This is a genomic window from Motiliproteus sp. MSK22-1, from assembly GCF_001968815.1.
In the GTDB taxonomy this organism is placed as follows: domain Bacteria; phylum Pseudomonadota; class Gammaproteobacteria; order Pseudomonadales; family Balneatricaceae; genus Motiliproteus.
Genome location: NZ_MIEQ01000078.1, coordinates 146,440 through 158,895 on the forward strand (window position 1 = coordinate 146,440; position 12,456 = coordinate 158,895).

At 43.7% G+C, this 12,456-nt stretch carries 12 protein-coding genes; 5 read left to right on the forward strand and 7 right to left on the reverse strand.

Going from position 1 to position 12,456, the window contains the following annotated elements; translation table 11 throughout:
• Positions 1 to 42 precede the first annotated feature (42 nt).
• The 3 genes from BGP75_RS22190 to BGP75_RS22210 form a co-directional block, all read right to left on the reverse strand.
• A complete protein-coding gene (locus BGP75_RS22190; RefSeq protein ID WP_076721108.1) occupies positions 43 to 1,587 on the reverse strand; it encodes an anti-phage dCTP deaminase in 1,545 nt (514 codons plus the stop codon).
• A gap of 35 nt (positions 1,588 to 1,622) precedes the next feature.
• Entirely contained in the window at positions 1,623 to 1,823 is a 201-nt protein-coding gene (locus tag BGP75_RS26885) for a hypothetical protein (RefSeq protein ID WP_143821152.1), read from the reverse strand.
• Positions 1,824 to 3,919: 2,096 nt separating this feature from the next.
• Positions 3,920 to 4,114 carry a hypothetical protein gene (locus tag BGP75_RS22210; RefSeq protein WP_076721112.1) on the reverse strand — a complete coding sequence of 65 codons (195 nt, stop codon included), beginning with the start codon at positions 4,112 to 4,114 and terminating at the stop codon, positions 3,920 to 3,922.
• Between the two features lie 745 nt (positions 4,115 to 4,859).
• Between BGP75_RS22210 and BGP75_RS22215 the strand changes: the two genes are divergently transcribed.
• Both BGP75_RS22215 and BGP75_RS22220 read left to right on the forward strand, forming a co-directional pair.
• Positions 4,860 to 5,330 (forward strand): RadC family protein, encoded by a 471-nt coding sequence (locus BGP75_RS22215; protein WP_076721113.1) that lies wholly within the window; start codon positions 4,860 to 4,862, stop codon positions 5,328 to 5,330.
• Between the two features lie 28 nt (positions 5,331 to 5,358).
• A complete protein-coding gene (locus BGP75_RS22220) occupies positions 5,359 to 5,712 on the forward strand; it encodes a DNA-binding transcriptional regulator (RefSeq protein ID WP_076721114.1) in 354 nt (117 codons plus the stop codon).
• 130 nt (positions 5,713 to 5,842) lie between these two features.
• On the opposite strand, the gene BGP75_RS22225 is transcribed toward BGP75_RS22220, so the two are convergent.
• Both BGP75_RS22225 and BGP75_RS22230 read right to left on the reverse strand, forming a co-directional pair.
• Complete coding sequence (locus tag BGP75_RS22225; RefSeq protein WP_076721115.1) at positions 5,843 to 7,030, reverse strand: site-specific integrase; 1,188 nt, start codon at positions 7,028 to 7,030, stop codon at positions 5,843 to 5,845.
• 198 nt (positions 7,031 to 7,228) lie between these two features.
• A complete protein-coding gene (locus BGP75_RS22230; protein ID WP_076721116.1) occupies positions 7,229 to 8,095 on the reverse strand; it encodes a YicC/YloC family endoribonuclease in 867 nt (288 codons plus the stop codon).
• Positions 8,096 to 8,359: 264 nt separating this feature from the next.
• Between BGP75_RS22230 and rph the strand changes: the two genes are divergently transcribed.
• Positions 8,360 to 9,082 carry a ribonuclease PH gene (gene rph / locus BGP75_RS22235; protein WP_076721161.1) on the forward strand — a complete coding sequence of 241 codons (723 nt, stop codon included), beginning with the start codon at positions 8,360 to 8,362 and terminating at the stop codon, positions 9,080 to 9,082.
• 72 nt (positions 9,083 to 9,154) lie between these two features.
• Here the strand turns inward: rph and BGP75_RS22240 are convergent, their stop codons facing one another.
• A complete protein-coding gene (locus BGP75_RS22240) occupies positions 9,155 to 9,922 on the reverse strand; it encodes an exodeoxyribonuclease III (protein ID WP_076721117.1) in 768 nt (255 codons plus the stop codon).
• A gap of 278 nt (positions 9,923 to 10,200) precedes the next feature.
• Here BGP75_RS22240 and pyrE point away from each other — a divergent pair, with 278 nt between their 5' ends.
• Both pyrE and BGP75_RS22250 read left to right on the forward strand, forming a co-directional pair.
• Positions 10,201 to 10,842 (forward strand): orotate phosphoribosyltransferase, encoded by a 642-nt coding sequence (pyrE, locus tag BGP75_RS22245; RefSeq protein WP_076721118.1) that lies wholly within the window; start codon positions 10,201 to 10,203, stop codon positions 10,840 to 10,842.
• 91 nt (positions 10,843 to 10,933) lie between these two features.
• Positions 10,934 to 11,368 (forward strand): hypothetical protein, encoded by a 435-nt coding sequence (locus BGP75_RS22250; protein WP_076721119.1) that lies wholly within the window; start codon positions 10,934 to 10,936, stop codon positions 11,366 to 11,368.
• Here BGP75_RS22250 and BGP75_RS22255 read toward each other — a convergent pair.
• Positions 11,332 to 12,453 (reverse strand): beta-ketoacyl-ACP synthase III, encoded by a 1,122-nt coding sequence (locus tag BGP75_RS22255; RefSeq protein ID WP_076721120.1) that lies wholly within the window; start codon positions 12,451 to 12,453, stop codon positions 11,332 to 11,334. The genes BGP75_RS22250 and BGP75_RS22255 overlap by 37 nt on opposite strands.
• Between the last annotated feature and the right edge of the window lie 3 nt (positions 12,454 to 12,456).

Genomic DNA, 12,456 nt, shown 5'->3' on the forward strand with positions numbered 1-12,456 from the left:
GATAAGTTTTGCTGGCCTATGAAGTTTGTAATGTAAAGGGTTTTAGCTACTCACTCTTTCTTTGTAGCTCTTAATTATCCTCTTTTCCATTTCGTGATATGCTTCAACAAAAAGACTATCCATCTGTCTAGACTCTGAAATCGGAATATTATTTAGTCGTCCGTTAACCTTAGTATCTTTTTTGTACTTAAAGAATGATTCATATTTGGCTGGTGAAACACCTTCAAATTGCACAATAACGAGTTTTCTCCGATCAGAACCATCAATTTCAGATTTCATTTCATCTGTAGTGATCGCATCATCATGAAGTTCTAGAGCCAAACTTTTCTCGTAAGGTTCTATGTAAACTACTTTCTTCATTCCTGCTGCTACGATGTGTCTTGCGCAGTTATGACAAGGGTAAGTTGTTGTATATAAAGTACAGTCTTTAGTCGAAGTACTATCTCGGCGGGCTACTTTCAAGATAGCATCCATCTCGGCGTGAATTGCTCTGGAGAACTCAGTCAGCGCACCAACTCTTGTATTACTTTTGATCTGATCAGAAATCTTATCGGCAGTATTTTTAGCTATACCAAAGCCTTGTATTTCTTTTGATATCTCATCCCGCAACTCGCCTTGCTTCTTATGATTGTGGCAAAGCCCTCCTCCTTTTCTATAGCATCGTAAGTCGGGCTTGTGATCCGCTGTATAAAGCCCACCGCCACTAGCTGGAGCATCATTGCACCCTGTAGAGATCACTACTCCATCAGGAGTAGATATAGCCGCACCAACCTGACGTGATAAACAAGCAGATGAAAGAGAAGCTGTATAGGCCGAGAACATTCCAGACTCCTCTAGAGTGGGGGTAATGCCTTTCTGCCCATGAATTAAGTCGTTGAGACGTTCAATAGGGATCTTCAATCCTTGACTATCACCATCGGTATACCTAATAAAGTAGTCAGCATTAAACAGAGTTTTTTGTAGCCTCTGACCATGCTTCTTATCATTTTCTTCCTTATCCCGCAGGATCAACGCTCTTGCATCCAGCTCATCTATATCTTCACTTTTGAGGTTTTTAAGTCGATCATCAGTAGAACTTAGCACCCCTAAGAGAAAAAAACTATCTCCATACAGTAACCGAAGCGTCTTCACTTCCTCAGGGTTCTTTAGCTGATCTATCAAATAAGCCCGTCTTACAATTTGATCTTTACCATCGGGGTTACTAGAGTTTGTTTTCCTAATTATCGCTATTTCTGTTATCGCTGCATCAGCGAGTACACAAGGAGAATTCTTCTCTCTTATCCTGTTGCCGAAATCTTGCAGGAATGTGTACTTTTCTTTTCCTTCTAAGCTTTCGTAATTAGGCTGATCGATAGGGCCCAAGCATCCAGAGCCATATAAACTTTTTATAACACTACTTAACTTTATGGAAAAGACTTCATAACCGGCTGATTCAAGCACCTCCTGAGTCTTTTTAACCACATCGCCAACTCCACATCCAATGGCACCAGCGAAGCCAAATACGATCTCTTCAGACCGCTGCTCTTCGATAATTTCTTGACCTGACTTACGAGGAGTTACAGCGATAACCTTGGCTGCTTCGGCCATGATGGTAAATCCTTTTGTGGAACTATCTGATTAGATTATGCTTCGTCTAATGCTTCTGCTTCTTTTAGCAGAATGTCGAGTGCTGCTTCACGGCAAAGTTTTTCTTTGCTGGTTGAAGGGACGAGGTGCGTAACTTTAGAAGAGTTACGAGAGGGCTGAGAAAGGGGAGTTAGCACGTCCATGTTGCTGCATGACGACTGCTTACTACGCTTCGCTTTAAACTGGATGACGTTCATGTCAATTCAATCTTCGCTTTTGTGGACATAGTTATAATTTCGGCAGATCTCATAAGAACTGTAGCTTTCACTTGCGGGTATAATAGTACAGAGCGTGAAAATATAGAAGCTGATAATGCTATTGACAAATGATTTATGATGCTGGGTTCTGAGTAACTGTTTGTTATTTAGTGCCTAATTGTTTTTTGCTTTAGTTGGGGCTAGCAACAAAGCATGAAGTGGATAAGCTCCAGCATGCTGCTAAGTATATGCTCCACTTCTCATGCAAAGCTCTTTGTCACTGGTATAGAGAGCTCTGTCCTATATGTAACGCTACGTTTTATCATATGTGCTTATTTGCGGTGTTTTTTAAAATAACTTTCCCTACACCTCCTCAACCCAACTCCCAAACAGCCCCTCAACATCATCCACACTCTCAAAGCAAAAATGCTCCCTAAAGTGCCGAAAGCTCTCAGTATTGTAGAATCTATCAGTTACTGATTCCATACAGGTTCGATCTTCGAACACATAGCAAATTCTGCACCCCAATCTGCTCCCGTATTTCTTGTTCACGGCTCATAAGGACAAGGTCCGGCAATGATTGGTAATTTGCTTGATGGCTCGCTTTGCGTCCTTACCCATATGCAACTCAAAAACAAAGAGATAAGAGCGCTTTGGAGTTGTATAGCCTACTACTGCATCGGGGATGATCTGAAAATCTCCTGCTTGAATTGCGGCACGAGATCTTGAAGTGCTTCAACTGTGAGAGTTATTCCCTCCATCTCGCTCAAAGTAACAATGAAAGAAGTTCAGATGATAGCCGCATCGAGACAGCCACTTATAAAAAGTAATCTTAAAATCAATGGTTGTCGTTCGATGATGATAATCGCTCGCAAAAAAACAACTTCTCCCCAGTGGGCGTCTTATATTTTCTGGACTATACCCCAGTCTCTCAACCAAGTATTGAGCTCATATCTGAGAAAGGTAATACACGCTTTCCAGTGGTCACTTTCATGGTTCAAAACCAAACTTCAGGCTCTTGATCAAAGGTTTATAACTCCCTTTCAGGCTACGAAGATAACGGTTTACAGAGGCAATTCCGTTGAGGGGTAATATTCAAAGTAACTGCTTGGCAGTGAGGTATTGGAAAGCAGCCAGTGCTTCCAATATATAGATTTCTATAATTCGTATAGTCATTAGAGCTGGTATTTAGGAAATAATCCTCTCCGATCCGGTTCCACCGTTTTTTCTTCAAAATCATAGCTCGGTGATGATTTGATGTAATAGTCTCTCAGTTGCTGTTTTTTCAACTTCATCCACTCTTGAAAAGACATTGAGTGGGAGTTTCTGAGCAAAAATTTGGGCGTCCTGATCTTAAACGGCTTTCGTGTCCCTGACTTTATACAGAATTCTCCAACTAGTAGTGCTTCCATTTCTTGGGCAGGAATCCCTGTCTCCCCTTCAATATTCTTTCTACTCTTGCTTTCGTTCTTTCCCGCAACGATGACACCGGCAGAAAAAAGGGCCTTTTGCAGGTATTTATCAACACGCTGTCACACGTATTGACTCGCAAGCACTAGGTACAACTTGTACTTACGTAACTGGGTGAGCGCCTTTTCGATATCCTCAGACACAAAGTATTGGAATTCATCAATATAGAGATCGGTGGGGGGGCGCTGCGATGAGGATTGTTTGCTGCGTCTAAGAGCAATGATTCTCAAGAGGGCAACGATAAAGCGTCCAAATGCCTCTACACTCTCGCTTCACAGCTCTCAGAGAGTGAGTTTGAAGATGATGATCTTCTTTTCTGCTATGAGTTTTTCTAGGTGGATCGTATCCACACCGGAAATCAGTTTTTGAAATATTGGATCATTGAGCAGTACTTGCAGCCTCGTATAGATTCCGTGTTTTGTTATCCAAAGTGACTTTTTGGTGAACCTGTGTTGGAAAAAGTATCGGTGCTGCCTGTTTGGTGAGCGAGTACCTAGTTCGATGAGGTCTTGGTTATTATCGTCATCCATAAATCTCTGTAGGTCCATAAATGAACTTCCCTTTCTTGCGAGAAGAACACTCAAGCAAGGATAGATGACCGCATCCATCTGGTTACTGGTGGCCGCTCATTTCAGCAGAACATCTAATATCCTCTTGAGTTCTTGCGCCATGATACTGACTCCTCTTTCACTAAAGTCATGAGCTATAAACGGGTTTAAGGATGGGAACGTATCTTCCTTGAGAGCAGGATCAATAAAGACAAGTCTGTCTTTTGCAGGGGATTTTTTAAACTCCTGGAAGCGTGCTATTTCTCCTGCCATGTCTCAATGCGGGTCGATTAGTACAATCGCTCTTGAAGCTCTTTTTCTGATGATTTCTTGGTAGATGAGCTGCTTTATGAGTTCACTCTTTCAGCATCCAGTTACTCAGGTAATGTAAATATGCTTCTGTCTATCACTCAGAGGCATTTTCTTGGACAGCTTTCGATGAAAGTACATGTTTTTCAATTTTCTAAAAAAACGAATCATCGTGCATTTTGTTAGATATTAAGTGATCTTTGATTGATCGTCTTACGTACAACAACAACGGCTATGCAAAGGGATAAAATAAAAGATTTTGTTTTCAACCCTTACCTACTTTATAGCTATGGGTCACTGGTTACTTAGCGTTATTTTTTTACTCCCTGTTGTTCATATTGCAACGAATCAATCACTGGTGCTATACCATTACTAAAGATCAATTGTCATTAGAAAACTGTCTGATCATTTTTATAACCTCCTTCATCTGATCCTTTGTCAGATAGAATATATCATAAAAAACCTTTGTTTTTACTCAGTTTTTTCTGCCTGCTTGTAGTGAAGCATTATAGAAGACATCCATGGAAATAGACGTCAAAAAACTCTCCTTTTTCATAAACAAATATTTAATAAATAAAACCTCGAGGATTTTTAACTATAAACATAAAAATGGATTTGTAAAGTTATAGTAATTAAGGTGATTGATTCTTACTTATTTAAAGCGATATTGTAATAAATAAACTATAATTAACAAAAGGTCTGGATAACCATGACCGTTAAAACGGGAAAAACCATGTACTCTATTGAAGAAAAAACCACCTTAGAAAAAGCTGCTAAAATAATTGAATCAAAAATATTAACTCATGATGTATTTAGTAGCCCTGAAGATGTAACTCGGTATTGTGAGTTTAATCTTCTGCATTATGAGCATGAAGTATTTTTTGTTCTATTTCTCAATAATCAACACTGTCTTATCGAGAGTGTAAACATGTTTCGAGGGACCATTGATGGTGCTTCGGTATATCCAAGGGAGGTTGCTAAGGAGGCACTTTTTCAAAACGCTGCAGCGGTTATCTTTGCCCATAATCACCCCTCTGGAAACCCCGAACCAAGTAGAGCAGATATTAGCCTTACAAAGCAGCTCTTAGAAGCCTTGAACCTTTTGGATATTCGGGTGCTTGATCATATCGTTGTTGGGTCCCAAGGCAGTATATCATTTGCTCAAAGGGGGTTATTATAACCCCACCAAAACCATGAGATGGAAGCCCATGAGCGAAGAAGCGCCGGTATACGAGACTACTGATAGCATTGACATACAGGCGTTTTCTCAGCTTGCTTGTGCCCAGCATAAAGATGATGCGGGATTCAAAGTGCCAAGCCCAGAAGAGATAAAGGCCCTCAGAAATTATCTAGGGCTCTCGCAGGTGGCTTGTGCTCGGTTTACTGGTGTGAGTTATAAACCTGAGAAAGGCTCTTCAATCGTTCGTAAGTGGGAAACCTCTAAAGAAAACAGAAATCATAAGCCTATTCCCTATGCTGCTTGGCGGTTGTTGCTGGCTGCTGCCAAGGTGATTGATTTGGATGAAGATATTGAAATATCAAAACAAAGGCCCTCTATTTGATATAACTAAACAAAGAAGGAAGGGTCATAATCCATCTGAAAGTTATAAAAAGCAGTATTAACGGGAAATGTTTTTAATGTTTTTCCATCTTATTCAATCCATGGGTTTTATGAGGTTTCTCTTATAAAAACTATACGATTGTTTCTACTATTAAAGCTATTTTATTTAATGCGTCTTTTCTTTCTTCAAAGTAATCGTATCTATCATAGATTCCCTCAACCCCTTTTAGTTTATGGTTCATGCAACGCTCTGCAACGTGGCCGGGGATTCCTATGCTTGCCATCAGGCTTCGGCACGTCCTACGAAGATCGTGAACGGTGAAGTGATCAATCTCTAGCTTCTCTTGTCGAAAGAGCTTCTGGATTGCGGCGTTGAGCGTGTCGGGGCTTACGTGCCCAAATCTTTTACTTGCTCGTCTGTTGGGGAAAACGTAATCAGAGCCACAGGAGCGCATTTGAAGCTCTTTCAACCATTTAATAGCTAGAGGAGGGAGTGGGATAGTAATTCCGCTACCGGTCTTGCTACGCTCTTCTGGAAGCTTCCAAAGAGCATTTTTTAGTTCAAACTCAGACCATCTGGCTGACATAAGCTCCCCTTTACGAACTCCGAGAGCTAACAGTAAAGCTACTGCAAGATAATTTTCACGTTTGAATTGATCACTATTTTCACGGAAACAAGAAAAAACGACTGCTAACTCTTCTTGAGATAACGCTCGTGTGCGACTTTTTTCGACTCCACCAGCATCACTGGTGTTAAAGGCTTCAGCTGGATTACTCGTTCGTAAATCAAGCTTTATAGCGTGTCGAAAGAGCTGCTTACAATACATAAGCGCGTCATTGGCGATACTTGGTCTTTGGCTACTGGCTATTTCTTCAATGATGGCTCGTATGTCTCGTGGGTTCACTTGTCCAATTGCCAGCTCTCCAATACTGGGGGCTATATCTTTTTCATATACTCGCCGTGGGATATTGGGGTGCTTGAGGCGTCGTTCACAATCTTTGATCCAATCAGCAGCCAAATCATCTACGGTTTTAAATTGGGGCGTTTTTGCTCGTTTCCTTTCTGCCAGTGGATCAATACCGTTTCTAACGTCCTGCTTTGCTTTTGCGGCTTGCGCGTTGGCATCCGCGAGTGACATATCAGGATAGCGGCTGAGGGTCATCTGTCGTCGCTTGTTATGGATGCTATAACGAATTTCCCAGAACCCTGTCCCCTCACTACTCACACGAAAGTAGAGCCCGTTACCGGCGGTATATCTCCCTGGTGTTGCTTGTTTGAGCAGAGCTTTTGCTTGTTTATCACTGAATCTAGCCGTCATCTTTCCTCGCTCCTTTTCCAAATTGGTGACAGATTTCAAAACTGGGAGAGCAATCACAATGTTTTGCGAAACCTGTCACCAGATCTGTCACCAATAGTTTGGAACATAGGGCGATAAGAGTAAACCTTGAGAAATAGAAAAGCCCCAGAGTATGGGGCTTAAGTGAGAACTTGAAACAATCTGAAACAGCTCGAAACGCTATTCGATGTTTTGAATCTGCTCACGCATTTGTTCGATTAAAACCTTCAGTTCTACTGCGCATTGGGTTGTTTCTGCTACGATCGATTTTGAGGAGAGTGTGTTGGCTTCCCGGTTGAGTTCCTGCATCAGGAAATCAAGTCGACGGCCAACAGGCCCTTTTTGCTTTAGCACTCTCTGCACTTCAGTAACATGGGTGTCCAAACGATCCAGCTCTTCGTCCACATCCGCTTTTTGGGCAAGCAGCACCAGCTCCTGCTCAACTCGGTTTGGGTCCAATTCAACTTTGGCTTCTTCCAGCCGGTTTAGAATATTTTCTCTCTGTTTCGTCAGAATTTCCGGCAGTTTGGCTCGGACTTGAATAACGACTTCTGAGATGGCGTCAAGTCGTTGGTTGACCAATTGTTCCAATTCGAGGCCTTCACGCTGACGGTTTTCGATCAGCTCTGCTATAGCTTGATCGAACAGTGTCAGAGCTTCTTTCTGAACGGCTTTCATATCGACCTGGGTTTCAGCGAGTACACCTGGCCAGCGTAAAACGTCAAGGGGGTCCAAGGGAGCGGGATCTGCCAGAAGGTTTGTGACCTGCTGAGCAGCATCTCGTAACTGAGTTGCTAACTCGAGATTAACGCTTAGTTGGGCATCTGTTCGCTCTGAAGGAGAAAAACGCAGGGTGCAATCGACCTTGCCGCGCTGTAAGCGTTTCCGAAGGGTTTCTCTCAGGCCTCCTTCCAACTCCCGGAAGCTTTCCGGTAGTCTAAGCATCGGTTCCAGGTAACGGTGATTGACGGAACGGATTTCCCAGATCAGGGTTCCCCAAGAGTGTTCACTTTGCTGTCGAGCAAAAGCGGTCATACTGCGTGTCATATTGGCTAATCTCGATTAAAATCGGCGAATCCAAAGGGCACTATTCTAACAACCTAGGTGCAATACGTACTAGAATAGTTTTCTTTACCTAAGAAACTCAGTTTTTATGATCAAGTGGTCTGGTGTTGGGTACCTTTATGGCTTTTGTTCTAAAAAATGAGCTTCTAAGAATTAATATTTAACAACTGATGCTTTAACAGCGCGATAGGGTATTTCATGAGCTCTTCTCTTTCTGAACAACTGAAGAATCTGGGTGTGGATGCGATGCGTCCCAGCGGACGGCAGCCCGATCAGCTGCGTGAGGTACGTATTACACGCCACTATACCAAACATGCAGAAGGATCTGTTCTGGTTGAATTTGGCGATACTAGGGTTCTCTGTACTGCTTCTGTGACACGGGGTGTGCCTCGTTTTCTCCGCGGTAGTGGCAAAGGCTGGGTGACGGCAGAATATGGCATGTTACCTCGCTCTACAGGATCCAGGATGGATCGAGAGGCGGCCCGCGGCAAACAAGGAGGACGTACTGTTGAAATTCAGCGTCTGATTGGTCGTTCATTGCGAGCCATCATGAATTTGGATCGCCTGGGCGAGAATACCATTGCTATTGATTGTGATGTTATTCAGGCCGACGGCGGAACTCGTACCGCTGCAATTACCGGAGCCTGTGTAGCACTGAAGGATGCCATTGACGTTTTACGTAAAGATAAGAATGGCGCAGTGAAGGGAAATCCTTTTGCTGGATTACTCGGTGCAGTCTCGGTGGGGATCTATAAGGGGCAGCCAGTACTTGACCTTGATTATGCAGAAGATTCCAAGGCTGAAACTGACATGAATGTAATCATGAATGAGGCCGGGGGGTTTGTTGAGATCCAAGGAACGGCAGAAGGCGCGACATTCAATCAGGATGAACTGAACAGTATGCTGGCACTGGCATCAAAAGGTATCAAAGAACTGATCGAGATACAGAAAGCTGCATTAGCTGAATAAGCAATAATGAACGGATGTAAACAAGGCCCTTAAAGGGCCTTATTTACATATCAGAAATACCAACAAGCTTGACTAGATATTATATTCAATCGTCAACGGAGCGTGCTCAGAAAAGCGCTGCTCTCGACTGATCTCGGCGTTGCGGATGAGCTTTCTTAAGCCTTTGGTGGTGACCTGATAGTCCAGCCGTGCTCCTTCGTTTAATGTCCAGGCTCGATTATAAGAAGGCCACCAGGTGAATTGATGGTCAGAATGATCAACTTCTCGGAATGCATCAACAAACCCCAGCTCATTAAAAATCATATCCAACCACTGGCGTTCTTCAGGTAAGAAGCCCGAATTCTTCTGATTGACATACCAATTACTTAAATCAGTTGTCTTGTGGGCAATGTTCCAGGTACCGCAAAAAATAAACTGGCGGCGTTTGCGCAGGGTTTTCTGTAAATGTGCCAGAAACTCTTCCATATAATGGAATTTCATTGATTGAGCACCGTCATCTTTCAAGCCTGACGGGATCATCATCGAAGCAACACTAACCTTATCGTAATCCGCCTGGATGAAACGGCCGTGAAAGTCGCATTGCTCGAATCCCAGTCCGGTCATAATCGCTTTCGGTGGCGTTTTGCAATAGAGTGCCACCCCGCTGTAACCATCTTCAAAGGCGTCAAAGAAATAGGGGTAATAGCCATTTGGATGATAAATAGAATCATCCAGCTCGTACTCTTTGGCACGCAAGTCCTGCAAACAGACTACATCAGCGTCTTGCTCTACCATCCAATCAAAAAAGCCTTTTTCAGCAGCTTGCTGGATGCCTTCTACATTCAGCGTCATGACACGCATCGGGGGAATTACCTTACACATGTGGCTGTTATTCAACAGCCGGAGAATTTAAAGCGAGATTGTATAGCGTTCCACAGTAAAACTGAAATATAAGTTGTCAACCTTTCTTTAGATGTAAAGTGTACGGGTATCTAATGAGAGTCAATTATCTCATTGCCATTTACCTCATGCCTACAGTTTCTCCGTCGTTTGTCATCTGTGTATCTCCGATGTGAGATGGACTTGAATGGTGTATCATTGGCGCCGTTTTTATATAGCGAGAAATGAGGTCTGATCGAATGCAAGATTACCAACGTGAGTTTATTGAATTTGCCATAGAGCGTGGTGTACTGCGATTCGGTGAGTTCAGTCTTAAATCTGGTCGTACCAGTCCTTATTTTTTTAATGCAGGCCTTTTTAACACGGGTGAAGCACTGGCTCGTCTTGGTCGTTATTATGCGGCTGCTATCCAGAATTCCGGAATTGACTTTGATGTGATGCTGGGGCCTGCCTATAAAGGCATTCCCTTAGCAACAACAACCTGCGTCTCCTTAGCTAATGATTACCAGAGAGATGTTCCCTATGTCTTTAATCGTAAAGAAGCTAAAGATCATGGTGAGGGTGGGAATTTAGTCGGTGCGCCGCTGCAGGGCCGGGTGTTAATCATTGATGATGTAATTACCGCTGGAACTGCCATACGGGAGGTGATGACACTTATTGATCAGGCCGGTGCATCGCCTGCGGCTGTTGTTATTGCTTTGGATCGTCAGGAGCGTGGTAAAGGTGAGCTTTCAGCGATTCAGGAAGTTGAGCGGGATTTTAATATGGAGGTGGTTAGTATCGTCTCTTTGGCAGATTTATTGGAGTATCTGCAGGAACAAGGGAACCGACAGCAGGAGGTTGCCGCCATTCGTCAGTACCGCGAGTCTTATGGTATCTGACGGCACGTATTTTTGTCAGTCACAGCCATGGATGGCGGGAACTCTCCGGTGGTTGGGCTTTCTTATAATTATGCCCACAGGAGGTGTTACAATGAAATTCCTATCCGCAATCTTATCTGTTTTGTTTTTCCTGTCTGTTAGTCAAGTCGCCGTCGCTGATACGACCTATTCCTTTATCCAGGGTAAAAAGTGGAAGGGGGTGAAGATTGGAGGAAAAGCTCCGCGTTCCTTGGATAGTGTATGTCGTCACGATGTCTGCTATCAGTTTAAGACTTTTCGTTCCATACCCCGGGAGTTGATGAAAAAATATGATCTGAAGACCCTTTCTTTTGATCAACTGGCGGCAGCCCCCGGAGTCCAGCGCAAGGGGAATCGCTTGTCGTTGCCTGATGATCTGGGGTCTGTAATCTATCGGATGGCTTTTTGGGACTATATGCGGGAATTCCGAGAAGATAACTCGCTAAGCGGTCGAGGTCATGGCAGTGGCATTCACTTTTTCTTTAATGCCACGCTACCGATAGAATAACCTGCCCCAAAAGAGCTGAGTAGCCCCAGCTCACCTTGTTGAAAATCTTGCTGATGCAGGTGGAACGCAATTACTGAGCCAGCCGAGCTGGTATTTGCATATTGATCCAGCACGATGGGAACTTCTGTGGTGCTGGGTTCGCGCCCCAGTAGTTTTTTGGCGGCAAATATATTCATGGTCAGATTAGCCTGGTGTAACCAAAAACGTTTGAAGTCTGAAGGCGACAGTTGCAATTCATTAAGATGAGAGCTGATAGTCTGAGTTACCAACGGCAATAGTTCTTTAAATACTTTCCGCCCTTGCTGAACAAACAGTTTATCTCTGGCGTCTCGAGACTGCGGATGTGTACGATTCAGAAAGCCGAAATTGTTACGAATATTGTTGGAGAACTCTGTCGCAAGCCTGGTGCCCAAAATCTCAAATGCACCGTCACTGTTGCAGGTTTCTTCGGCCTCTACCACCACGGCGGTGGCAACATCACCAAAAATAAAGTGGCAGTCACGATCACGAAAATCCAAGTGGCCTGAACAGACTTCGGGATTAACTACCAAGGCACAGCGGGCGGAGCCTGAGCGAATAGCGTCACTGGCTGCACTTATTCCAAAAGTGGCGGAAGAGCAGGCAACATTCATATCATAACCATATCCCTGACAACCCAGTGCTGCCTGTACTTCGATTGCTATGGCTGGATAAGCTCGCTGCATATTCGAACAGGCAACAATGACCAGGTCTATTTCGTCAGCAGATTTGGCTGCTTTTGTCAGTGCCTGTTGGGCAGCGCTAACGGCCATTTCACAGAGTAGTGAGGGTTGATCGTTAGTTCGTTCCGGAAGACGAGGCGCCATAAAATCCGGATCCAGAATTCCAGATTTTTCTACAACAAAGCGGTTTTTGATCCCCGATGCTTTGTGGATAAAGTCGCTGCTCGAATGCTCTAGAGAGGGGAAATCACCAGCAGCAATGGCGCTTTGGTGGTGATCGTTGTAGTTATCCACATAGCGGTTAAAGCTCTCTACCAACTCATCATTGCTGATGCTGTGAGGAGGGGTGTAGAGACCGCTACCACTGATAACAACCGATTTCATGTG